This window comes from Bacteroides finegoldii DSM 17565, from assembly GCF_000156195.1.
GTDB classification, from domain to species: domain Bacteria; phylum Bacteroidota; class Bacteroidia; order Bacteroidales; family Bacteroidaceae; genus Bacteroides; species Bacteroides finegoldii.
On record NZ_GG688324.1, the window covers coordinates 41780 to 66647 of the forward strand.

At 36.6% G+C, this 24868-nt stretch carries 18 protein-coding genes; all 18 read left to right on the forward strand.

What is annotated here, in order from left to right; all coding sequences use genetic code 11:
* The first annotated feature begins 180 nt into the window (after positions 1 to 180).
* The 18 genes from BACFIN_RS09510 to BACFIN_RS09430 all read left to right on the forward strand — a co-directional run bounded on the left by BACFIN_RS09510 (position 181) and on the right by BACFIN_RS09430 (position 24840).
* Positions 181 to 3153 carry a SusC/RagA family TonB-linked outer membrane protein gene (locus tag BACFIN_RS09510; RefSeq protein ID WP_007753575.1) on the forward strand — a complete coding sequence of 991 codons (2973 nt, stop codon included), beginning with the start codon at positions 181 to 183 and terminating at the stop codon, positions 3151 to 3153.
* A 17-nt stretch (positions 3154 to 3170) separates the two neighbouring features.
* The gene (locus tag BACFIN_RS09505; protein WP_050761266.1) at positions 3171 to 4718 is read left to right on the forward strand and encodes a RagB/SusD family nutrient uptake outer membrane protein; all 1548 of its coding nucleotides are present in this window, start codon (positions 3171 to 3173) and stop codon (positions 4716 to 4718) included.
* A gap of 77 nt (positions 4719 to 4795) precedes the next feature.
* Positions 4796 to 5581, forward strand: a complete 786-nt coding sequence (locus BACFIN_RS09500) for a hypothetical protein (protein WP_007753577.1) — start codon at positions 4796 to 4798, stop codon at positions 5579 to 5581.
* Complete coding sequence (locus BACFIN_RS09495; RefSeq protein ID WP_007753578.1) at positions 5568 to 6614, forward strand: DUF5007 domain-containing protein; 1047 nt, start codon at positions 5568 to 5570, stop codon at positions 6612 to 6614. Before BACFIN_RS09500 ends, BACFIN_RS09495 begins: the two co-directional genes overlap by 14 nt.
* A 20-nt stretch (positions 6615 to 6634) precedes the next feature.
* Positions 6635 to 9832: a SusC/RagA family TonB-linked outer membrane protein gene (locus tag BACFIN_RS09490; protein ID WP_007753579.1), complete on the forward strand. Its 3198-nt coding sequence runs from the start codon at positions 6635 to 6637 to the stop codon at positions 9830 to 9832.
* Positions 9833 to 9850: 18 nt separating this feature from the next.
* Positions 9851 to 11365, forward strand: coding sequence for a RagB/SusD family nutrient uptake outer membrane protein (locus BACFIN_RS09485; protein WP_007753595.1), 1515 nt, complete (start codon positions 9851 to 9853; stop codon positions 11363 to 11365).
* A 33-nt stretch (positions 11366 to 11398) separates the two neighbouring features.
* Complete coding sequence (locus tag BACFIN_RS09480; RefSeq protein ID WP_007753603.1) at positions 11399 to 12154, forward strand: fasciclin domain-containing protein; 756 nt, start codon at positions 11399 to 11401, stop codon at positions 12152 to 12154.
* Positions 12155 to 12156: 2 nt separating this feature from the next.
* The gene (locus BACFIN_RS09475) at positions 12157 to 13881 is read left to right on the forward strand and encodes a DUF5124 domain-containing protein (RefSeq protein WP_007753604.1); all 1725 of its coding nucleotides are present in this window, start codon (positions 12157 to 12159) and stop codon (positions 13879 to 13881) included.
* Between the two features lie 20 nt (positions 13882 to 13901).
* The gene (locus tag BACFIN_RS09470; protein WP_007753605.1) at positions 13902 to 15722 is read left to right on the forward strand and encodes a LamG-like jellyroll fold domain-containing protein; all 1821 of its coding nucleotides are present in this window, start codon (positions 13902 to 13904) and stop codon (positions 15720 to 15722) included.
* Between the two features lie 16 nt (positions 15723 to 15738).
* Complete coding sequence (locus BACFIN_RS09465; protein WP_007753607.1) at positions 15739 to 17856, forward strand: M60 family metallopeptidase; 2118 nt, start codon at positions 15739 to 15741, stop codon at positions 17854 to 17856.
* Between the two features lie 12 nt (positions 17857 to 17868).
* Positions 17869 to 19662 (forward strand): alkaline phosphatase family protein, encoded by a 1794-nt coding sequence (locus BACFIN_RS09460; RefSeq protein WP_007753609.1) that lies wholly within the window; start codon positions 17869 to 17871, stop codon positions 19660 to 19662.
* Positions 19655 to 19966, forward strand: coding sequence for a hypothetical protein (locus BACFIN_RS09455; RefSeq protein WP_007753611.1), 312 nt, complete (start codon positions 19655 to 19657; stop codon positions 19964 to 19966). The genes BACFIN_RS09460 and BACFIN_RS09455 overlap by 8 nt, the downstream gene beginning before the upstream one ends.
* A gap of 293 nt (positions 19967 to 20259) precedes the next feature.
* Positions 20260 to 21015 (forward strand): hypothetical protein, encoded by a 756-nt coding sequence (locus BACFIN_RS09450; RefSeq protein WP_007753613.1) that lies wholly within the window; start codon positions 20260 to 20262, stop codon positions 21013 to 21015.
* A 37-nt stretch (positions 21016 to 21052) separates the two neighbouring features.
* On the forward strand, positions 21053 to 21742 hold the full coding sequence (locus tag BACFIN_RS09445) for a hypothetical protein (protein ID WP_007753615.1): 690 nt from the start codon (positions 21053 to 21055) through the stop codon (positions 21740 to 21742).
* 12 nt (positions 21743 to 21754) lie between these two features.
* Entirely contained in the window at positions 21755 to 22510 is a 756-nt protein-coding gene (locus BACFIN_RS09440) for a hypothetical protein (RefSeq protein WP_007753618.1), read from the forward strand.
* 31 nt (positions 22511 to 22541) lie between these two features.
* Positions 22542 to 23258, forward strand: coding sequence for a hypothetical protein (locus BACFIN_RS21250; protein WP_007753620.1), 717 nt, complete (start codon positions 22542 to 22544; stop codon positions 23256 to 23258).
* Between the two features lie 124 nt (positions 23259 to 23382).
* A complete protein-coding gene (locus tag BACFIN_RS09435; RefSeq protein ID WP_007753622.1) occupies positions 23383 to 23928 on the forward strand; it encodes a hypothetical protein in 546 nt (181 codons plus the stop codon).
* Between the two features lie 33 nt (positions 23929 to 23961).
* A complete protein-coding gene (locus tag BACFIN_RS09430; RefSeq protein ID WP_007753626.1) occupies positions 23962 to 24840 on the forward strand; it encodes a leucine-rich repeat domain-containing protein in 879 nt (292 codons plus the stop codon).
* Positions 24841 to 24868: the final 28 nt, after the last annotated feature.

Genomic DNA, 24868 nt, shown 5'->3' on the forward strand with positions numbered 1-24868 from the left:
ATTTCTGGACTAATGTTGCATGATTTTTAAACCTATTATAAATTATGGCAATTATGATTCAAAATTGTACGTTTCTGAATGATTATAGGACTTCTTTTTATTGGATAACTCGCACTTTTGTACTGCAATTAATGCATAACTAATACTTATATGATCTAAAAAACTTATAAATCTAATAGCATGGTGGTAACTTTACCTGATTTTTCTTTGCAAAAGCCTTTTTGCCGTTTACTTGTCGCTGTAGGCTTTTTAGGATTTGGTGGGACAATAGCATCCAAGTCAAATACTCCTCCTGAGAATTCTGATTCTTTGGGAGTCTATAGAAAAAGAAAGTTTTCAAGAAAAGAAAAATTACTTTTTAATGTAGGACCTCGTTTAGTTGTAAATCGGGGAATGGATTCTGATAAGACGAATGATACTGTCGATATTAAGAATTTGCAACGCTCTCAATTTCTCTCTATTCAACAGTTGCTTAAAGGAAATGCATCCGGTGTGTATACCCAGGAAAACAATGGTGAATCAGGGAGTATACAAAGCATGTTGATTAGGGGAATTTCATCTCCGATTTTTTCCAATAAAGATGTTTCGGGCGTTCAACCGGCTGTTTATGTAAATGGTATTCCGCTTTCTTTGGATCATCCGTATATGTATGATATAAAACAATACGATGTAAATCCTATTGGGAGTGCAACTAATATTCTAGCCGGATTGGATATGCAGGCCATTGAATCTATTGAAGTTATTAAAGATCCTCTGGCTTTAGCTAAATTAGGCCCTTTGGCAGCTAACGGTGCTATCTGGATTGTGACAAAAGATGGATACTATGGTGGTAGCAATGTCTCTATTAATGCGTCTGGAGGAATTGTTTTTGCTCCTTCTAAAGTAAAAATGACTAATGGAGGATATGAAAGGGCATTTCGACAAAAGTTTTATGATACTTATAAGATACCTGCTGAACAACAATATTATCCTTCTTATTTAGCAGATCCAAGAGAATCATCTTATTTTGGAGAACCAGACTGGGCTGATTCCTATTATAAATCTTCTCCTCTATATAATGTGAGCGCATCCATTGGAGGTGAAAACTCATTGGCTAATTATATATTTACATTAGGACTTACCGAGGAGTCCGGAGTTATAAAAAATGTGGGAAATACCAAATATAACATTGGTTTTGCTTTGAATATAACTCCTATATCAGGTTTTACTGTGAGTACTTATATCAATGCGAATAGAATTGATCGTAAAAGAAACAAAAACTTCTTGGATCGTTTGACGGAGATGGAATATTTACCTGATTTGTCTACCCCAATTGCGCCTAGTGGTGGAGCCTATGAGCGTTTTCTTGGTTATGATAATTTGACCAAAGAAGAAAATCTGAACAATTTGTTGAATGGCTATTTATCTATGCGCTATATCAAAAATCGCTTTCATGTGAATGTTGGAGTTCTTCTGGATTATAATACTAATGTGCGTCATGTATTCTGGCCTTCTACCCTTATGGAGTCTGTCAGTTTTGTTTCTGATTATTCAGGATACAACAGACGATTGATTGGTAACGCTTCAGCTGGATATTTATTTGATTTGACTCCTGCTCATGCATTAGATCTTCGTTGGGATGGTTCGATACAAAGTGATTACTATCATTATAATTATAGTAAGGGATATGATGGAGAAGACGATACAAAAACGACCAGTAACTCAGGAGGTTTTACAAGAGTTTATCGTTTTGCGGACCGATTGGAAACACGGTTGGTTTCTACTTCATTTGCTTTGGATTATAATTTTAAAAAGCTTTTATATGCAAGTGCATTAATAAGATACGATGGTGCTTCTAATGTTCAGTTGGATAAACGCTGGTTGTTTTCTCCTGCTTTTTCTTTAGGATGGGACTTGAGAAAACAATTTTTTAATAATTCAACTCTTTTTTCTAAACTGTCATTAAAAGCTTCATGGGCACGCTTAGGGCATCTAGTACAATCAGACAGATTTACATTAGGTCCCAACTATGTTTCGTCAGAGTTGGGATGGAGTGGACAATCAATGATATCTTCTTCCAATGGTTTTGCAACAGTAACTCGTCCTTATTCAATAGGCTGGGTAGATTATGGTATGGGATGGCCTTATTCGGATAAATTAGGTATTGATTTGAATGCCTCTTTCTTAAATAACCGTGTTAATATCGGGCTTAGTTTTTATGAAAACCGGGAAAAAGATATTATTCTTCAGATGCCTGTATATCAAGAGTTTGGATATAAATACAGGTTTGTTAATGGAATGGAAATATCCAATAGAGGTGCCGAAATGAACGTATCGGTTTCTCCGCTTGCTATAAATGATCCGAATCGTTTAAGTTGGGATATTTCTTTGAATATGAGTTTCAACCAGAATGAGTTGAAAAAACTACCTTCAGGATTGAATGAAGTTGTTACCAATAGTCGTAAATTTGAAGTAGGCAAGTCGGTTGATGCTTTCTGGATTTATCAGAATAATGGGATCTATGCTGATAACAGTGAGGTTCCGGTTAAGGATGGTAAACCGTTGAGTATAAATGGAGTTCCCTTCCAAAAAGGTGATCCGAAGTGGACAGATGTTAATGGAGATAATATAATTGATGATAATGACCGAGTGTTGAAAGGTCATGCACTTCCTCGGTTTACAGGAGGATTAACTAATCAATTTAAATATAAACAGTTTGATTTTAGCTTTCATTGTTTTTTTGCTTTGGGGCATAGCGCACTGAATGTCAGAGATCAACAGCGTTATGATTTTATGACATTAGATCGTACGAAGTCCATCCGTTCTGTAAAAGAAATATTCTTTTGGCAAGAATTGCCGAATCAGAAAGATGATTATCCTATCTATAATCCGTTGAGTAAAGTGCATCCATATAGAGCAGAGCAAGATTTATTCTTAGAAAAACTTTCATATTTAAAATTGAGAAATGTGACTGTAGGCTATACTCTTCCATTAAAAGGAGAAAAGAACCGGATAGTCAAAAGTCTTTATTTCTACTTGACAGCCAACAATTTGTTTACTATTACAGGTTTCTCTGGCAACGACCCTGAATTAGTTGGTTTCAATGGCAATTATGATGGCTACTCTATGCCTATTCCTCGTTCTGCATCCTTAGGCTTACGTTTCAAATTTTAACCTCAAAATATAGTAATATGTTCAGTAATTTATATCGAAAAACAACGCACTTTTTACTGTTATTGGGTGTTGGCTTTTCCATGATACTTGCTTCCTGTAATGATTTTTTAGATGTAGAATCCAAACGTATAGCTAAGGAAGATCAGCAATGGAGTACTCTTGAAGATACTCGTGCTGCATTGATGGGAGTATATGGCTTGATGCGAGCTGCTTTAGTTGAAAATAATGCATATTGGATTTGTGGTGATTTACGCGGAGGAGATTTTAGTGTAACTGATCGTCTTGATCTTCAGGCAGTCGTAGATAACAATCTGAACGAGCCATTTCCGATAATGAAGGAAATTTCTAATTGGAGAAGATTTTATGCTGTTATAAACGCAGCTTCTATTTTTATAGAAAAGGCTCCGGGAACTTTTGAGAAAGATAAATCCTATTCAGAGGAAAATCTGATGTTGGATATAGCACAAGCTAGAGTACTAAGAGCTTTTGCTTACTTCAATATGGTACGCATATGGGGAGATGTTCCTTTAGTTACTTATTCGTATGATAATGGTTCTTTTCCTAGGATGGAGCGGACGGACGCCAAACTTGTGTTGAGCTATGCGAAAGAAGAACTAGAAAATGCAGCAACAGTACTACCTTTCCAGTTAGGCTCTAAAACAAGCCTTTATTATGGTAAAGAAGGGAAAGACTGGCAAGGCATCTTATTGAATAAATTGTCTGTATATGCAATTCTTGCACACATCGCAGCTTGGGAAGGAAATTATTTGAATGCAGAAACTTATGCTGCGTATATTATGGACAATGCGAGTCGTGTAGAGGCAAAATATATTGGTGTAGCAGATCTTACCTCCTCACAGGGACTCTTTCTCACCAACTCCGACTGGAGGGTATCCCGTATCGTAGGGTTTACTTTTGATCATAATGAAAGCGAGGCATCACAGAATGGACATCTTGAAGGATTGACATTAGCTGCTCCGCTTGTGCAGAAAAGTACTCCTGATATGTACGTTTCAAAAGATAGTTTGTTTTCCATATTTAATAATGTAGATGATCAAAGGTTCGGCATTGATTCTAAGAGTGGTAAATATTATACCAGTTATGTTCATAATGTTGAATCTCAATATCCTATTTTTAGTAAGATTAAAGTCATTCAGAATGGTAATGCTGCGACTAATGATTATGCTATTTTCGGATCAGCGCTGGTATTCAGCCGTCTTGAAGACATCACATTACTTCGCGCTGAAGCTTTGTGTGCAATAAATCAACCGGAACAGGCACTAGTACATCTTAATACAATCAGAACTGCCAGAGGAATGAGTACAGTGTCTTATAAAAAGGATTTTAATAGTGATAAGTCAAAAGTTATTCAAGCTGTTTTTGAGGAGAGAAGAAGAGAACTTATGGGAGAGGGTTGGCGATGGTACGACCGGATACGTCAGGAGAAATTGTTGAATAATGATACAAAGCTACGAAAACTAATCAATGAAGGAGGTATTTACTGGCCTATTGATCAGGATATTCTTAGCAATTCTATGATTGAGCAAAATACTTACTGGCAATGATTCTGAAAACTTTTGTTTTGGAACAGATTTCACCAGATATTAGATTGATATAAATACGTAAATTAAAAATATATACTATGAATAAATCCGCAATAATAATTGGAGTAATAATTATAGTACTTTTCGGTGCTTGCCGGGATTATGAGTCAGTTGCTTACACTCCGCCGGTTGAAGTTGAAGAGTATGATGGCACTTTTTTGGAATATCTTTCCGATGAGGCAAGCCATTTGTTTAATCAGAAATATGATTCAATGCTTGTCATTATCAATGCTGTTCCCGGTTTAAAAGAACAGTTGGAAAAAGACGATGAGTATTTTACCGTGTTTGCTGTACCGAATGAATGTTTCGAATATTCATTTGACCAGCTCAACACTTATCGCGAACAAAAGAAACTAGGGAAAGCACTTTTTTTTAAAGAGTTACTTATTGAACCCTTTGATGTTGAAATTGAAATTCCTAATAAGGATGATCCGGAGAATCCTATCATTGAGATAAGGCATTATGATTATAGAGCATGCGTAGACACATTACTTTGCCGATATATATTCACAGGAAAGTATGATACGAAAAAGATCATAGAAGCACAAGAAAGTCTTTCTTTAGAGTCATACAAATATAAATATCAAATGAATGTATCTTGTACTCGGCAGACGGCTTCCGGCATTGTGGGAGAAGGAGTCCGAAATTTCACTCTTAGTGATATGAATAACAGTCAGTTGAAAGATTTATGGAAATCTACAAACGTTGTTTGGCATGATATTTATACTCGTAATGCAGTTATTCATCTTCTGACCAATCAACATAATTTCGGTTACGATAAGTTTATTAATTATTTTAAAGACTACGGAAATGAGAAAAAATAGATTCATAAAGTTCTTTTGCATTCTCGGAATAGGAGCATACTTTTTTCTGAATACCTCGTGTGTTGAAAAATTCTTGCCTGATGTACAAGAAGCATTTGATCGGGAAGTTAATTTTACTCAACAGCTATATAAACCGGTATTGGGTAGAACAACTTTGTTCTCAAATAATTTTCAATCAGGAAATTCAACGCTCCCTTTGACATTTGAAATAACTCGTATAGTGAAGGCAGATGGTAGTCCGGCACCAGAGCTGACTGATGTGTTTCCGGTAACCGTATGGAAAAGTCCTTATCTTGGAACAGAGAAAACTCTTGAAGAAATTGAAGCCAAAAGAACGCTAGAATATCGTCCGCTATTTCAGATACGTAAACATTCAGGAGAATTTGTGATGTATTCTAATGCTATGTCGGCATTTGTTAATTGCTCTCCAAGTAAAGGCTATTTGTTTGATGTAAAGGTTGAGAATAAAGGTGGATATAAATATTTTAATAATTTGCAGTTAGTACCTTTGAGAGAGAGTGATTTTGAACCTTCCATTTATGATTCGGAAACCGGTCTGATAAAAGATAAAGATTATATTCCGGCAACTGCGGCCCGTTCCATTGTATTGGAGTCAGGGAGTTACACTTCGTCCGAAAAAATACAAGTCTATCTGCGGGAGAATAAGGAAAATACAGATAAAACTAAAACTCTGACTTTTCGCTTTTATAATTCAGATTATACTCCTATTTCGCCAGAGAAATTTAATCAAACAAAATGGGACGAATTGATTCATGGATTCAATAAGGAGATGGGGGCTGATTATGTAAAATATGACGTTGTATATCCTATGCCTTTGGTTCAAGTTCCTTCTAAGTATACCAATAGTGAAGGTAATTTGCTTAAACTGCGTTTTGCGTATGATAGAATTACTGCTATGGGATATCGTTTAGATTCGTATTTCGAAATAGAATTTGGAATTTACAAAGAAGCGCATTGGGAAGTTATCGTTGTGTTTGCAGAAGGTGCTCCGGAATTTAGGGATTATGAATAAACTTTGTTAGATGAATTTATATGAAAAAGATACATAAATATATCATATTGGGCTTGTTGTGTCTGTTTGCTTCATTAGAAGCTTTTGCACAAGAGGTGCTCATAAGTGGAGTTGTTAAAGACAAGAATGACAATCAGCCACTTCCATATGTTTCGGTAGTCGTACGCGATAAATCGGGGAAAATTGATTCACGACACTCAATTTCCACTAATAAAGATGGTGAATTTACATTGCAGGTGCCTGTGCCGGCAAATGTTACATTTACGTATGTAGGCTACGAACCGGTTGTTAGGAAAATCACGAAAGAAATGTCTAAGATGACTGTATTGATGAGCTTATCGGAAAACATGCTGGATGAGACGGTAGTTGTCGGCTATCAGAAAAAGAGTAGGGCGGCTGTGACCGCTTCTGTACAGGTTGTTGAAGCAGAAGATCTTGTAAATACTCCGGTGGCAAATGCCATGGAGTTGTTGCAAGGTCGTGTTCCCGGGTTGAATATACAGATACAGAATGGTACACCGGGGGGGGTGCCTAGTTTTACATTACGTGGTATTTCGGATATTTCAATAACCAAGCAAGGAGAAGATTTTGTACTAGGTTCGTCAGCACCTCTTTTTGTGGTCGATGGAATTCCTTTGGAAAATATAGACATGAACTCTGATGTCGATGCGTCAGGTTTATTGTCAGGAGCTACTGTGAGCCCGCTTTCCATGATACCTTTTGAAAACATTCAGAGAATGGAAATTTTAAAAGATGCTGCCGCAACCTCCTTATATGGTTCTAAAGGTGCTTATGGTGTAATTATTATCGAAACGAAGAGAGGTAATGGCCCTCCCAAAGTTTCTTATTCGGGTAATTATGTGATTAAAACTCCTCCAAGATTGAGAGATGTTGCTATTGGTAATGCTGAAAGGAATATGCGTATCATGCAAATATTACAGAATGACACTTCCAGTTATTTCGGGCACAATGAAATACATAATTTTCCGGCATTGGCAGATAGCTTGAATCCTTATTGGAATAATAATACAGACTGGCAAGGACGTTTTTATGGTGTGACTCATAATCAAACACATAACTTGAGTTTCTCTGGAGGTACTTCAAAATTCAATTACTTGATTAATGGTAATTATTATACCGAAAAAGGAATTGTGAAAAATACGGATTTCAATCGGTATGGTCTTAAGGCGCGATTAGGTTATAGTCCGAATGATAAATTTGAGATGGATGTCAATGTTTCCGCAACGTTCACACTGAACAGTCAGGGTAGTGGTAATGCTTTTACTCAATCAGGTGTTGCAAAGGGATCGTCAGCTTCTTCATTATTACCTCCGCCGTCTATGTATATATCAGCCAGCGAAGCGTTAGCAGCATTTTCTGTGGACGATAATAATGTAAATACTGCATACGATGCGAGCATACGTATGGTATACAAACTACCTTATGAATTTACACTTGATGGGATCTTTGGATATAAATATAATACGACTGAAAGAGAGACGTTTACGCCAGGAATATTAAATAATAATAGGTCCGAATGGTATAATTTGAGTCAGAACAGTTATAATTTATATGCACGTACCGTTTTAGCCAGGTCATTGGATTTTAGAATATTCAGATTAGGACTTCGGGCTGGTGTAGAAATTTCGACTAACAAAAGAAGTCATAATACGGTTAAATTAGTAGGAGGAGGTAGTGATTATATTTGGGGACCTGGATCGATGCATAGTAAATCAGAGGGAACTACCTCATTTGTAGAGGATGAAAACACCCTTTCTTTCATTATAGATCCAAGCTTTAATTTAGGTTCGATAGGTCCACGAGGTGAACGTTATATATTCACTCCTAATATACGTCCTGAAGCGAATTCCACATATGGTAAGAAAATAAAATGGACCATTAGTCCGTCACTCGGATTTAAATGGAACTTTAGTCGTGAAGCTTTTGCTGATAATTGGAACCAATTGAGCACAGGCGCATTGCGTGTTAGTTGGGGACGAACAACTAAGTACAGAGCTACCCGGTATGACATTTGGGGTACTTATCTACTAGGGAATGATACATATAATGGTATGCCTATAATTCCGATTGATTACGGTTTGTTACCAAATGACAACTTGAAACCGGTTACTTCTACTACATGGAATTTGGGTACAGAGTTGAGTCTCTTCAATAGCAGACTCCGTTTTACAGGTGACTTATATTACAGACAGACTGATAACCAATTGAGTGATATAGAACTAGCTGACCATAATGCATTTGAAAAAGTAAGAAGTATTGAAACAAGTTTGGTGAATTATGGATTTGAAATATTAATTGGCGGTCGACCATTACCTCAGCAGAGCCCCTGGACGTTAGATTTATCACTGTCATTGGCTATGAATAAGGATGTGATCGCTAAGTTGCCGAATGAGGCCAGGCAAATCATTAATAGTGACGCTAAAATAATCAACCGTTTAGGGTCGAATGCATTAGCAAATTATTTATTGGTGAATAAAGGAGTTTATGCAAGAGATGAAGATGTACCGGTAAATCCGGCTACCGGTGAACGAATGAAAGCTGCTAATAATAAAAATAACGGATATGTTTATATGCAGGCTGGCGACCCGATATGGGTGGATGTTAATGGAGACTATATAATAGATGATAAAGATAAGGTGGTAGTTGGTAACTCTCAACCTCGGTTGACAGGTGGATTTAATGCGAACTTGAGATATAAATCATTCTCCATCAACACAAACTTTTCTTTCACGATAAAAAGGGATATTATCAATAAAGCATTAGCCGATCGCTTTGCTGCTTATGGAAATCCTCTTTCAAAAGACCTGAATGGGAGTGGGGCGATAACGCCTATAGAAGCATTTGATTTTTGGAAAGAAGATCATATATATGCCAAGTATCCCAATCCGTTCGATTACATTCGTGGAGGAACAGCCGATCATCAGGTGAATTTTTTCCGTCCGGACCAGACACTCTTCATGGAAGACGGATCTTTCCTGAAAATTAATGGCGTTTCAATCTCTTATGTTTTACCTAAAAAAGTATTGGACTTTTTGAGAGTAGAACGGGTACAGTTGAATGCTAGTGTAAATAACATTTACACCTTCTCCAAATATTCAGGTGTAAATCCGGAAAATGTAAATAGTTTGGGGTATGATGTATCAGGAGGATATCCGAATAGTCGTAACTATACAATGGGAATTTCAATTGATTTTTAAACGGATAAATCAGTGATTATGAAAAAAATATATTCTTTAATAATAGCGGCTTGTTCGTTTCTGCTGACAAGTTGTGGCTTGTTGGAAGTAAAGAGCGAAGATAAACTTCCCGGTGACGAATTCTGGATTGATGGCAATGCCGCCAATGTGGAAGGCTTCTTGATGAGCGCTTACTCTAATTTGAGAAAGGCAACTATGGGCAATGGTGCATTTCTTACTGCAAGTGGTGATATGCGTTGCGCCTCTATCTCGCCATATAATAATAATGATGAAGGTAGAAGGGTTACTTACTTGGCAGGAAATGAAATGAATGAGTTAAGAAATTCTCCCAATACCCCTTTTGGAGAGACTACTAAATGGAAACCATTTTATGAAGTTATACAGACTGCCAATATCTTGGTTAAAGAGATAGATCAAGTCTCTGCTCTTACTGAAGAAGAATATCGGATGTTCAAAGCAGAGGCTGTCTTTCTTAGAAATTTGGCTTATTTCTTTATGGTGAGAGCTTTTGGTGATGTTCCCTATTATACGATAGCGTATAATTCAGCATCTTTGCCACGAACTAACATGGTTACTGTGCTTCAAAGTTGTCTAGAAGACTTAAGAACAGGAGCTTTAGGCAATAGTCCTGAAGACTGTTTTTTACCTTGGACATATAATTCAAATGCAAAAAAAGGAGTAAGAGCATCTCGTGGATCGGTCATTGCGTTGATGATGCATATCAATCTCTGGTTGGCTCAATTCGATGAACAAAATAAAACAACTTATTATCAGAATGTGGTTAATTTGGGCGAACAGTTGGAACAGAATGACGGAGCTTATGAACTGTTAGAAATAAGCCGGATCTCAAATGTGTTCAAGGGAGGATCTAACGAGGGCCTTTTTGAAATAGCACAAAATATCAATGCTTCCAATGAAGTCTTTTCATCGATAGCTGTATTCTCTAATAATGTAGTTTATAGACATAAAGGAGCCAACGAGAATCCCATGTATTATTATGATGGTAACTATATAGAGAAGATCTTCCCTTATATGGAAGAAGATTTACGGAAATCATATTGGTTCGATGAAAATATGTATTCGGCTTCCAGTGTGAATCGTACCGAAATAATAAAGTTTTTGAATATTGATTATTATGGAAACAATAGTATAACTTCTAATTCGGGAAACCAGATTGTTTTCCGGTATGCCGGAGCGTTATTGCTATACGCTGAAGCACTGGCGGCTTTAGGGACCAATGATACAAAAGCTAATGAGTTATTGAACCGGATTCGTCATAGAGCCGGTGCGTCAGAAAGCTTCTCTTCAGGAAAAGAGTTGCAGGATGCTATATTTTGGGAACGACAAAGAGAACTGATTGGAGAAGGGCATTATTATTATGATCTGGTACGAACCGGAAAAATTTCTAATATCGCATATTGTGCGCATCCGATCAGGCGTACGGATTTTAATGTAGGTGCATGGACATGGCCTTTACATAGAGATGTGCTGAAAAATAATACGAATATACAGCTCAATCTTTTTTGGGAGTAAATAGAATAAATACGTAATTATAAAAACAAGGATATGAAAAGTAAGATAAAGATATGGCAGCTAGTTATTGCTGTTATTACCATACCTATATTTATGAGTAATTGTACAAACGATAGTTATCTGATAGATGGAGGAAAAAGTAATCCATATTATGATGGAACAATAATGGAGTTTCTCCAGTCAAGATCCCCTAAAGATGATCCTAAAAATGATTATTTTTCCGATCTTATTGAAATTATCAGGCTTGCAAATATGGAAGAGGTATTTGAGGAAGAAAATGTAACATTCTTTGCACCGACTAACTGGTCTATCCGCAGAAGTGTCGCTCTGCTGAATAAAATGTGGTATCAAATGGGTAATGACAGTATTAAGAATCTGAAGCAGATAAAACCTTCTGTATGGAGGGAATATTTATCTATGTATATACTTAAAGATAAATATACGCTTAAAGATATTCCTCAAATTGATACGACTGCGATTGCTGCTTATCCGGGACAGACATTCATTACGTATGGTGGACTGCCAATGAATGTAGGAGTGGTGTATGGTGATGCTAATGGAGTGAAATATGTGGGCCCCCGCCAGATACTTTATTCGTATATATATGATATTACTGTGAGTGATTTAAAGAATGCATATGTAGCCACATCGGATATACAACCCAAGAATGGAGTTGTTCATGTACTTCGTATGACCGATCATGATTTTGGTTTTGACAGAAGATTATTTGCTTTAAAAGCGATAGAAGAGGGCATTGATGAACTTTCTCAATTTAATAAAACAGAATAACTATGAAAGCATATCAATATGAGATAGAATCCCGTTTGATAAAGATGCTGATGTGTCTTTGTGTAGTCCTGTCTTTCGCAGGATGCAATTCTGATGAAGAAATAGAAGGCGATCCGTATGCCGGGGGAAAAGAGCCTTACGGTATAAGATTTTTAGTTGATGCTCCTTCGCCTGATAGGGCTTATCCGGGTGAGTTGGTTACTTATAAGGCTAAAGGATTATCTAAATGGTTCAATCAGCAAGGAAAACCGGATTTTAGTTTTTTTATCTCCAATGAAAAAGCGGAAATAGTATTAGCTACTGATACAACAATTACAGTAAAAGTTCCGGAAAGTCTTAGTTCCGGAATTGCACATATCTTGTTGAATGGACAGATTTTCTATGGTCCTAAACTTACTGTGTTGGGTAATGTAAGCGTTGATAAAGGGTATGTAGTTCAAAAGCGTATTCCGGGTGCAATTTATAGTTGTTTGGAACATTGGTCTCAAAAGGAACATTATCATTTAGTAGGTAACTTTATGCCATTGACAAGTAGCGACGCTCGTATTCGTTGCATAGCCTGGATTGATAATAAAGGAAGTGTAGCCGGTGGATGGAACGGAACTTATTATAAAATAGATAGTGGTCAGGGGATCGGTCATGATCTTAAGAATCCTAATTCAGGTGAAGGCGGTTCTTATAGCTATTATGCCAAATCGATTTCTTATTTTAATAATGATAAGTCAGGAAATAATCCAAACGTTTTAATCTCTGGAAAGTTTACACAGTATTACCCTGTACAGCGTGAACAGCCCACTTCGGTGAATAATATGATGAAAGTGGATCATGGTATTGGAATGATGTTTGATAATAAACAGCTTCCAAGTATCAAAAATGGACGGCTGATATCAACCAGAATCACTCGATTTAATGGAGGAACGAAAGAAGCACCTGTAGCCACATTTGTTACATCAGATGACAAAGTAATTGCAGTAGGAAACATTACCCAGTATTGTAAAATAGATATAGACAGATCATATGCGGAAGAATTGGCGTATGAATTCACTCCTGTCAAAACAGTATTGCGCATGAATAATTTAGGGGCACTGGACGAGGATTATCGTAAAAACAAGGAAGGTGTCAATGGAGTGGTTCAAGATGCTTATATGGATGAGGAAGATGGTGTTGTTATTGTAGGTAGCATTAATTCTTTTGATGGAATAAACGTGAATAATATCGTACGAATCGATAAAAACGGTAACATCGATCAGCAATTTCTACAAAATATAGGAACAGGAGCCAATGGAACGATAACCAAGATACGTTATAATAAGAAACGGAAGAAAGCAATGCTTGTGGGTATGTTTACTGAATTCAATGGTGTTCCATGCTCTGGCGTAGTTATGCTGAATCATGACGGTACGGTTGATCCGACTTTTAAACTTAGAAAGATGGAAGGCGGAACAGCTAACTTTGCTACTATTCTAAATGATCATGATTTTGTTGTAATGTCGGGTACTTTCACAAAGTATGATGGCATTACACGACAGGGTTTCCTGATATTGACAATGGAAGGTGAAGCCATGCAGAAATTTAATGTTCCCGGCCTGTTTTTGGGTGAATTGAACCAGGTAATTGAAACCAAAACATCAACAAATGATAACGGTTTGTTATTAATGGGCGATTTTTATCGTTTTAATGGCGAACAGGTGGATAATATAGTAAAAATAGAAGTTGACTTTGATTAATCTTAAAATATACTTTGAAAATGAATAGAAAAAGAAAGATACAAACAAGTCTTTTTGCCAAAATCCTCTTTATAGGAATGACAACATGGACAATGATGTCTTGCGATAACTCATTAGAGAGGCTGACAACAAATGAATATCCGGAATCGGGAAACCAAGCACAGACGGGACATGTTTTATGTGTTGTAATTGATGGTGCATCCGGAAAAGCAGTAAATGAAGCTTACACAACACAGAAGGTCCCTTATATTCGTTCGATGAGAGACAATGCTGTGGTCACTTTTGAGGGTTTAGCGGACAGTCGCCATAAAGCGTTACCTGTATTTACCAATGAACGGGGATGGGCAAATATGATGACGGGAGTTACAACTCATGGGATTGGGTTGGATGAAGAATCGACTGGCGAGGTGAAACCTATTGAAGAGTTGGAGATTCCTTCTTTTTTAAGTAGAATCAAACAGCTTGATAATGAAAAGAAAATTAGCTTGTATACAGCGGATAATCGTTTTTATCAGGCATTTCGTAACAATGCAGATATTGCCCGGACATTAGACAGTGATCAGCAAGTGAAGAGTGCTGTTATTGCTGAAATTAATTCGGATACAGATCTGCCGTCAGATGTTATCCTTGTAGAATTTAATGGGGTGCAAAAGGCTGGTGCTGCGGATGCTTTTTATGATGGTTCGGGTAATCCTACAATGACTGTAATTGAAGCTATACAGGAGATTGATACCTATATTGGTGAAATGCGGACAGCTTTGGAATCTAGAGAAAACTATAGAAAAGAAAACTGGTTGATTATTGTAACTTCTACTTATGGAGGTACTTATTCTGGAACTGTTCAGTCTGATTCATATTATGACGACCCGCGACTGAATACATTTACACTGATGTATAATTCTCGATTTGTAGGCAAAGTGCTTGGAAAACCAAGTGCTAGTGAACTTAATTACAAATATTTTACTCCTTTGTATGCTGGAAATAATCAAAATTCAGTTGCTACTGTAGCTGATCCGAAATTATTTGAGATGGAAAATAATAAGTCATATACTGTACAGTTTATGTATTACTCTACCACTAAAAAGAATAATAAGGTGAATATTCTTTCCAAATCCAATAAACATAAAGGTAATAAAGGTTGGAATGTACATGGTGATGGGGGACGTATTAAATTTCGTGTTGGAAATCGGGATGTGTGGACTAGTCAGCAATCCACTGATCCTTGGGTAAGTACGGATGGTAAATGGCATACTGTTACACTTGTATTTGATAGAGAGGCTGTTCGGTTCAGGGCCTATATAGACGGGAATTACAGTACGCATAGAGATCAACAGAATATGACTTTACCAACAGACTTGACGTGTCCGGATTACCCGTTAACAATTGGGAAAATAGAGAATTCCCCGAATGAGAGTGACGCTGGATTCTGTGTGACGAATCTTCAATTTTATGATGTAGCATTACCTGAAGAATTTATAAAGAAAAATCACGGAGTAACTAAACTGGAGGAAGTGAAAAATGAATATTGGGATCATTTAATTGGTTACTGGCCATGCGATCGGGAAGAGGACTTGGAAAATCCTATCTTGAAGAATGTTTCGCAATATGCAGATTCATATGCAGGAAAATCTGATATAACCTTTGCCGATCAAACATGGACAACCGGTAATTCTGCTGAAGAGCACTTAGCTCCGGCTCCGGATGACTCTTATTATCAAGCTGTTTTCAATAATGTAGATATCCCTTTACAAGCTATGCAATGGTTGGGACTTTCTATTTCAGAATGGGAATTTGAAGGTGTAGGGAAAACATTTGAATACACTTTTATGGAAGAAAACTAAATATAAATAGACTGTTATGAGTAAGAATATATTGAAAAACAAAAGAAGCTGTGTATTCATTCTTCTATTCGTTTTGGGCACATCTGTGTGGCTCGGAGGATGTGATACAGCTTATAAATACGATATAACTGACGGTATAGATAATAATGGTGCCAGTGAGCCGGATATTACAATAGATACCGAAGGGGGGATCGATGTCAGTATGTACGAAAAGGCACGTATTTTTCCGGGATTGGTAGATACAGCGAAAGAAGAACGGATTAACGCTACAATTGAGCTTGATTTGAATAAGCAATATATTGATTCCATCACTTTAGGAGTATCTAAAGTGCCACAGCCGATTTATAGTACGGGACTTTATGCCGGAGCCGGTGAGCAGGTAGCTATCACTGTGGAAGATAATACGATGGGACTTAGCGTAATTGTAGGCTCACACATGGATGATCTTACAGAATTGGCCCCTTATCAACGTATGCCTTTGGTATATGTTGCTAAAGCTTTGTTCCCAGGAAAGAATATAATAAAGAATCCATTGGGAGGACCTATCTGGATTAAAAAAAGTTTAGGGCTGAACGCTTCCGGTACTTGTTCTTTAAAAATAGAAGGAGTATATAAATCACCAGATTTTGTAATAGGAGAGACGGACTTGCAAGATTGGAAGAGAAGAATATCAGAGACCACTGTTCCTTGGTTGGAAATAAGAGGAAAACATTTCGCTTTTACCGTACAGAAAGATCGTGTACTTGATAATTTGGAAAGTATTTCATCCACCCTGCAGGAAGTCGGTAAAGAATGGGATGAAGCAATTGAAGAGTTTTTCTTCGAATATTATGGATTAAAGATTGACAAGGATGCGGAAGAAAAGGAGCGTGCTCCGGAGTTTCCTTTTCGGGTTGTGTTGGATGTACAAGTTTTGGGAAACCTGTATTTGCGTAATAGCGACTATGCAATAGTTGCGATAAACAACACGTATATGCTGGAAGAAATGTTAAACCTTAGAACATTGAGAACTGGTAATTCTGTGGCTTTGTTGAGCGCAATCAATTCAATGTGTACTTATCGATCACGTAATAATCCTTGGCCTGCTGATTATCGGGCAGTGGCTAATGCAATCCCTTTGTACCGGATAGGAAAGAAGAATTTCTCAAAAGAGAATGCCTTTGGTGAAATCTTCCCTGGTGAAGAGAATATAACTACTTTATTCCCTAAAGCTATTGAGTATGCTATGGCTGATTCAAGTAAATGGGCGAAAGAGGATGCTGCAACCAAGTATGATGATAAGACAGCATATAAAGCATTCGACTTGTTAAGCCTTATTCAATTGGCTAATTATGACAATAACAATTGGGAAGCGATGGAATACCTGAATCTGAAGGCAAAAGAGGAACGGTCGATTGATAACTCAACTCTAAGTTATGTTTTTCGCAGATTATGTGACTATTTTAAACAGAATTTATGTCCATTCTTTGATTATTGGGGAGTGGAGCAGTTGGACGAAGATAGAAAATATGCCGAACAATACCCGTTAATGGATAAGAAAATATGGGAGTATAATCCGTTGAATCCTCAACAGGTAAAGGACTATGATGCATCTTCATATTGTTATCGGCATAGTCGTAGAGACTGGAAAGTGTCTGCGTATGATAAAGATTATGGCGTAAATTATGATGGTGATTCCAGAAAACCTGAATATTTGATTGATGGGGAAAAGAAGACTAATTGGAGTTCTGGTAAGATTAATGACAAACCTTTGGAGTTGCCTTATTATATCATTTTTGATTTGAACAAAGTCTCTGATATTGATGGAGTATATTTGGCAAATGGTTATTCCAATCAGTGCCTGGCTGATGTTCATGTTGAATATATTGGCTCTGAAGTTGCCGATCCTTATGATATCAATGCTCCATGGGAAACGTTGCTGCAGGTTACTGACCCCAATGTAGTGAGGGCAAACTTGAAGAACGAGCGTTTCTTTGATTGCCCGAGAACTCAAGCCAGATATCTTCGTCTTAAAATCTCAAATCCCAATACGATCGTGTTTAAAAGTGATTCAGATTTGACAGAGGAAGAAAAAGCAAATCAGAAGAAGTACCATTCTTTCGCAGAGTTTGGAACTTATTACAAGAAACCATAAAAGAAATCATATATGAAAAAGCTTATAAATATAGTTATTGTTGGGGTAGTCGGATTACTTATCATTTCCCTTCATTATTCTTGTACTACGTATGAGGCACCGGATGGGATTGCAGAGGATGGGTTTGACTCTGATTCTGTGATATCAACAACTATCCACCGTAAAGTTCTTTGGATCAATATAGATGGAGCGGTCGGAAGTATAGTAGAGAAGAAGATGCCTCAGGATGGTACTATTGCCAAAATGCTGAAACATAGTAAATACTCATGGGTGGGGTTAAGTGATAACCGCACTTTACAGAAAGAGGGTAGTGAGGACCCTGTAACTTGGGCAACTATGATGACTGGAGTAAATCCTGAAAAACATCAGATTACAGATGAGTCGTATGTGGCCAATATGGAATACGATCCGAGTAATCCGAATGAGAAAGTGATTCAATATCCAACGATTCTACATCATATTGCAGATAATGATTCAGAAAACCCGACATTATGCGTAACCCCTTGGGACAAGTTGAATAAGAATTTATTGAATGCAGCACAAAAGACCGTAACTACTGCGAATGATGAGGAAACCAAAAACGTGATATTGGAACATCTGAAAAATAGTGATTTTAATTTTACGCTATTAAGTTTCTCGGGTATGTTAGAAGCAGGTAAATCAGGAGGATTTTCCGCCAATAATGCCAATTATATCACAGCGCTTCAGCATATAGATGCATATATTGGTGAATTCTTGCAGGCAATTGATGAAAGAAAAAATGCTTTTTATGAGGACTGGCTGGTTGTTGTAACATCTAATCATGGTGGAAAAGAAGACGGTAGTTATGGGGGAAACTCCCCAGAGGAACGAAATACGTTTGGGATATTCTACTATCCGCATTATACGGAACAGAGGATGCTAGGAAAAAAAATGTATGGAGCTTATTTTGACTCGTCCAAAGCACAAGGAATTGTTTTAGATACGGTTTCTACAAACATTAAATATGCAATAGGGGAAAATTCTAGTTTTTCTGTGGAATTTATCATGCGTATGAATCCCCGTAAGGATGGATCTTACAAAGGTGATAATTGGAATGCTATTTTCTCAAAAAGCGGCAGTTGGGGAATTTTTCGGCAAAGAGAAACCGCTTCTCTTCGTATTGAGGGATCTACTGGAGCTTTAGAAGAAGCGGTGGCAGCATTTAATGATCCTCAATGGCATAATTATGGTTTTAGTGTTGCTCCAATGAACAATGCTCAATCACGAGAATGGATTGTTGCTTTAGATGGTAAGATAATGAAAAAAGGTACTAAAGATGTTCGTGGAGTAGCAGATAACAAATCTCCATTGCGTATTTGCGACCATGTTCCCACTTCATTTTATGTATCAGAAATTCGGTTATGGAAAAAAGCACTTACAGAAAATGAGCTGACACAGCAGGCTGCGTTATTAGATATATCATCAAATGATGCCCATTTTAAAGATTTACTTGCATACTGGAAATTGAATCCGGATGAAGTGAAAGATGCTAGTAAACAAGATACGCTGGTTATCAAAAATCAAATAGCGGATGGATTAGATTTGTTATATGTCAATCTGGATAAACAAAATAGCGGAACATTTAAAGAGAAAGCATTTGTTGAGTTACCTAATACGTTTCCGACTTATGTGTCAACTGGTAATCTAATAATGGAGAACACGCTGGTTGTTCCACAAGTTCTTTATTGGTTGAATATGTCGACAAATACAATTCTGGATGGTTTTAAATTTATAAATAATTATGCAAGTTCTGAAGAATGGCGAGATTTGCCCGAAGATGAATGACTCAGAACTGTGGAAGGATATCTTTCCTCAAATAAAAGAAGATGATTGGGAAACCGTGGAACAACATCTTAATAAAAAACAGGATAACTTTGTTGTTAAACTACGACAGGATTACCCTTTGCTATCGGAAGAGGATATTCATATTATTGTTCTATTGCGATTAGAAGTTTCTCATGAAAAGATTGCTCGTCAGTTTCATGTCTTGTTAGCTTCTTTTCGGACAAGAAGGTATCGTATAAAGAAAAAGATGAGAGTTGAAGATGAGTATCATTTAACAGAGTTTATCCGAAGACTTTATGTGTAATTGAGGTTCGTTGAATGTTTATATTGTTATTAAACGTAGACAAATGAGGTGCTTTTCTTATTTGTCTACGTTTGGTTTTAGGATAAATGTATGAAAATGTTTATATTGCAAAGGATGTTAGAAGGGAGGTGTAATATGAGTAAATTTGTTAATTTTAAAAGTATCTAATAATAGTTGGGATGATTGTAATTCAAGGATTTATCTGATGGATTCTTATTTTGGATTTGAGAGAGAATTCACTCTTACTGATTTAAACAATACATATTCAATGGTTTATAGTAAATAGTAGTATTATGAGAACAATATATTTATTAATCTTATTTTTTGTGCAGTTAGTGTGTCTTTCATGCAGTGAACAAGGTGTATACGCTGACAGTACTTCAAAACAAATAATAAAAAAGGATATGGTAGTTACTCGTGCGATTAATCAATTAACGCCAGGATGTAGTTTACTCACTGAGATTGATAAAAATGCTCAAGATACTGTACTTGAACGATTAAAACTTAATATAGCCAGAGAATGGTATAGTCATAGAAAAGGCTTGTCTTTGCCTTTAATAGATTCTACTATAAAATTTGTACCGGTAATTGATACGCCATCTTTACCGTCTATTACAGATTCTGATAAAATACTGATGCCTCAAAAAGATTTTGCTAGCTTCTATGGACAGAATGAAAAAGGGGAGACTCTGTACTTCTATGCTTTATATACAGACAGGAGTAATTTTACAAAAGAAACTAATCCTCGGATGTATAGAGACCAGGTTGAACTGTTCGGGCAAGAATATGCTGATAGGGTGATTGAGAAATTGAGAAATGCCAAAGGTCCTGAACGATGGGAAATTATTGTAGTATCCCCACAAGACCCGGGATATAAAGAATTTGAATATGCAAGAGAACATTCTGATGATGGTTCTTTTTTCATTCTGACCAGAGGGAGAACATATCCACGTGTCTGTTTCTTTGTGAATAACAAGCCTTATTATTGTTGTGAAATGCAACAGCACGAGTTGGGTATGGAGCCATTGGAGAATTGTTTAAGGAGGTAACGGTTTCACTTTGGTGGAAAGAGGGGGGGAGTGTCTTATGAAACATTTTAGTCTGAAATTTAAATTGTCAAGGTGTGTAATACTGAAATATCTAGTTCTAAAGTTTGCAATCTTTGGAATAATAATTCCTTTGAATGGGTTTGCTCAGGGAGCAAGCAGCGAGTTGACTAAAGAAATCGATTTCAGTAGTGCAGTAACAAGGATCACTCAAAAGTATGAATATTGGTGTGTTTATGCATGCTTGGAGTCTTTAAATACGAGTCTGCCGCAATGTACTCATTGTTTTAATTTTCTGCATCGCTTTTATATGAATGGTGCATCTAATCCATATCAATTAGTAAGTGATGAGGACTTTAAAGATGCTATAGATAAACTGGAGGCTGATGCTGATGAAACTTGTAACTCTTCAGATATTTATGAGAAATTTGGTGTCTCTGGAGAGTCCTTGGATGCATATCTTTTGTCTGAAGGGTTTTCAGAATCTAGTATGGGAAGTTTTATAAGGAAGATTTCTAAAAACGATGAGGGTAATCCATCAATTACTTTTTTTATTGATATGGATGGAAATACAGGACATTGTGTTGTTTTTCTAGGATCTAAACTGTATAATAATAGTTGGGATGATCCTAAATCAAAAATATACTTAATGAACCCAGCGTTTGAAAGTATAAGAGAAGTTACACTTACTGAAATTAATGATACATATAATATAATATACTGTAAATAAAATTATCTAATTATGAAATCAACATATTTATTGTTTTTCTCTTTTGTTCAATTAGTGCTCTTTTCATGCAGTGAACAAGGCGTATACGTTAATAATGTTTCTAATCAGGTTATTCAAAAAGATATTGCAATAACTCGTGCGATTAGCAATCTAACTCCCAACTGCAGTTTACTTATTGAAATAGATGAGAATGCTCAAGATACTGTACTTGAACGATTAAAACTTAATATAGCCAGAGACTGGTATAATCATAGAAAAGGCTTGTCTTTGCCTTTAATAGATTCTACTATAAAATTTGTACCGGTAATTGATACGCCATCTTTACCGTCTATTACAGATTCTGATAAAATACTGATGCCTCAAAAAGATTTTGCTAGCTTCTATGGACAGAATGAAAAAGGGGAGACTCTGTACTTCTATGCTTTATATACAGACAGGAGTAATTTTACAAAAGAAACTAATCCTCGGATGTATAGAGACCAGGTTGAGATGTTCGGGCAAGAGTATGCTGATAGGGTAATTGAGAAATTGAGAAATGCCAAAGGTCCTGAACGATGGGAAATTATTGTAGTATCCCCACAAGACCCGGGACATAAAAAATTTGAATATGCAAGAGAACATTCTGATGATGGTTCTTTTTTCATTCTGACCAGAGGGAGAACATATCCACGTGTCTGTTTCTTTGTGAATAACAAGCCTTATTATTGTTGTGAAATGCAACAGCACGAGTTGGGTATGAGACCATTGGAGGATTATTTAAGAAGATAATGATTTTTTTCGGAAGAAGAGGAGATACCTTATGAAGCATTTTAGCTTGAAATTTAAATTGTCAGGGGGACTATTCCTGAAATATTTAGTTTCTGAAATGGCTGTCTTAGGGGTGGTTATCCCTTTGAATGGAGTTGCTCAAGGAGCACCTTGTAAGTTGGCTACAGAAGTTGGTGCTAGTACTAAAGTGACAAAAAAGAACTTACTCATTAACCGGCTTACTCTTGGATGTAAGTTACTTTCTGATGTAGATAGAAATATCCAAGATACTATACTCAAACGGCTAGCTTCTGATATAGCGTTAGAGCGGACTGGATATAAACAAGGATTATTTCCATATTTAAAATCGACAGTCAAATTCGTGCCGACAATTGTAGTATCAAGGACGTGGAAAGATATGAACGAAGATGCGGAACTCTTTCAAATGAGTAAAGATATAGTCTGTTTTTATGGGCAAAATGAAAAAGGAGAGACGATGTATTTTCGGGCTGTATATACTGATAATAGTCATTTTACAAAGGATATGAATCCAAAGATGTATAGAGCGAATGTAGAGCTTTTCGGGCAAGAGTTCGCTGATAAGCTTATAGAGAAAATAAGAAGTGCAAAGGGGACCGAATCATGGAGTATCGGATTAGGAGGGCTTAGATACGAAGAAGTCGAATTTGCGAGGAACCATTCGGATGATGGGATGTTTTTCGCTTTGGTTAGAGATCGTTATTCTTTTCCTGTAATATGTTTTTTTTAAAGACAAAAAAGTGTATTGCTGTCATAAAAATAATCAAGATAAGTGGGGAATGGAACCATTAGAGGTTTATCTGGAAAGATAAGAAAATACTTTAAGATTATTATTGTATGGTAATATAGAAATTATGAAACAGACATTAATATGGGCGATTATTCTGTTGCTGACTATTGGTAGTAGTCAAATGACAGCGAAAGATAAACTGAAAGATGAAGATATTACATCTAAGTTTGCTAGTTTAGTTTTTCGACAGGAACTGAAGAACTTGAAAATTATAGCAGATACTGCTTGTATTATGCGTTCCGAAGTTGAGGCTGTTACCAGGTTGCAGATAAAGATGAATAATACTGACTGTTTATTGTATTCATTGAGTGGGCTGGAATGCTTTGTGAATCTTCGTGAGTTATCCTTAAAAAGGAGCCTTTTCTCCAAAACGGATTCTATATTGTTGGATTTGTCTGGAAACCCAAAATTGGAAGTAATTGAAATACAAAATTATTATGTTGGTGAGATGCTGGATGTCAACCACAATAAGCTGTTACGTGTGCTGAAATGCGTTGGTTGTTCTTTGAGGGGACTTGATTTAAGGAATAATCGTCGTTTAGAAATATTAGATTGTTCCGGAAATTTCTTGTCAAAACTCGATCTGCATCGAAATATCAGTTTGAAGTAGATTGTAGTGAATAGACAAAAAGAACGTTTTCAGATGGATGGAGATCCGAGAGGAGGGACATTGGTCCAACTTATTTTACCGGATAACCGCCAATTGCGGGATGGGGTGAGTAAGTTGATATGTAATGGGAATTCTTTGGAATCACTAGATCTTAGTCGTCTGCCTTATTTGAAAGAGTTAAACTGTAGATGGTGTAAGTTGCAAAGTTTAGATCTTTCTGCCAATTTGCAATTGGAGATTGTGAATTGTGCGGGTAATTATATTCATGCATTAGACTTTGCTCACCTTAAAAAGCTGTATTCTATAGTTTGTGGAAACCAAGGCGGTACAGGTGGTGGTATTATGGTAGAAGGAAATGACTATCGTCAACTAAAGTCATTGACATTGCCGGAACAAACAGCGGAGCAAAATATGAATTATTTAAAAGAGCTTGATTACTCAGAATCGGATTTATCTCAACCGATAGATTTTAGAAAGTTCCCACATCTGAATCTATTGGTATGTCAGTCTAATGGACTTTCTTCTATAGATGTAAGTGGCAATAAAGAGTTGGAGCAACTGGACTGTTCGGGAAATACCATAAGTTCTTTGGATTTAAAAGAAAACATAAAATTGCGGTCTTTGGATGTCTGTTCTACTCTTATTACAGAACTTAATTTGTTGCATAATACTAATTTGGAATCTTTGATGTGTGATGATGATATTGACTATAGGTATAAGACAAAAAGATTTAAAGGGAGCCTTTCTTTGAAGATTATTCTTTCAAAGGAAGGTTTTGAAAAGATAAGTTTTAATAAACATCGGGGAACGGGGGCGGGCCGTGTCGAATATCAGGGAAAATTGAGACAACTACCCGGAAACGCTGTTCGTATTATACTAAGTACTTCTTCAAAATATAAGGTACTGCCATAAATATAGGATAATCAAAAGTAACTTTGAA

Excerpts from the sequence above, each read along its gene's own strand:
- BACFIN_RS09495 (WP_007753578.1), top strand. The coding sequence starts at position 5,568 with ATGAGAAAAAATAGATTCATAAAGTTCTTTTGCATTCTCGGAATAGGA.
- BACFIN_RS09475 (WP_007753604.1), top strand. The coding sequence starts at position 12,157 with ATGAAAGCATATCAATATGAGATAGAATCCCGTTTGATAAAGATGCTG.
- BACFIN_RS09460 (WP_007753609.1), top strand. The coding sequence starts at position 17,869 with ATGAAAAAGCTTATAAATATAGTTATTGTTGGGGTAGTCGGATTACTT.
- BACFIN_RS09470 (WP_007753605.1), top strand. The coding sequence starts at position 13,902 with ATGAATAGAAAAAGAAAGATACAAACAAGTCTTTTTGCCAAAATCCTC.
- BACFIN_RS09455 (WP_007753611.1), top strand. The coding sequence starts at position 19,655 with ATGAATGACTCAGAACTGTGGAAGGATATCTTTCCTCAAATAAAAGAA.
- BACFIN_RS09500 (WP_007753577.1), top strand. The coding sequence starts at position 4,796 with ATGAATAAATCCGCAATAATAATTGGAGTAATAATTATAGTACTTTTC.
- BACFIN_RS09465 (WP_007753607.1), top strand. The coding sequence starts at position 15,739 with ATGAGTAAGAATATATTGAAAAACAAAAGAAGCTGTGTATTCATTCTT.
- BACFIN_RS09435 (WP_007753622.1), top strand. The coding sequence starts at position 23,383 with ATGAAACAGACATTAATATGGGCGATTATTCTGTTGCTGACTATTGGT.
- BACFIN_RS09445 (WP_007753615.1), top strand. The coding sequence starts at position 21,053 with ATGAAACATTTTAGTCTGAAATTTAAATTGTCAAGGTGTGTAATACTG.
- BACFIN_RS09440 (WP_007753618.1), top strand. The coding sequence starts at position 21,755 with ATGAAATCAACATATTTATTGTTTTTCTCTTTTGTTCAATTAGTGCTC.
- BACFIN_RS09485 (WP_007753595.1), top strand. The coding sequence starts at position 9,851 with ATGAAAAAAATATATTCTTTAATAATAGCGGCTTGTTCGTTTCTGCTG.
- BACFIN_RS09510 (WP_007753575.1), top strand. The coding sequence starts at position 181 with ATGGTGGTAACTTTACCTGATTTTTCTTTGCAAAAGCCTTTTTGCCGT.
- BACFIN_RS09490 (WP_007753579.1), top strand. The coding sequence starts at position 6,635 with ATGAAAAAGATACATAAATATATCATATTGGGCTTGTTGTGTCTGTTT.
- BACFIN_RS09450 (WP_007753613.1), top strand. The coding sequence starts at position 20,260 with ATGAGAACAATATATTTATTAATCTTATTTTTTGTGCAGTTAGTGTGT.
- BACFIN_RS09430 (WP_007753626.1), top strand. The coding sequence starts at position 23,962 with ATGGATGGAGATCCGAGAGGAGGGACATTGGTCCAACTTATTTTACCG.
- BACFIN_RS21250 (WP_007753620.1), top strand. The coding sequence starts at position 22,542 with ATGAAGCATTTTAGCTTGAAATTTAAATTGTCAGGGGGACTATTCCTG.
- BACFIN_RS09480 (WP_007753603.1), top strand. The coding sequence starts at position 11,399 with ATGAAAAGTAAGATAAAGATATGGCAGCTAGTTATTGCTGTTATTACC.
- BACFIN_RS09505 (WP_050761266.1), top strand. The coding sequence starts at position 3,171 with ATGTTCAGTAATTTATATCGAAAAACAACGCACTTTTTACTGTTATTG.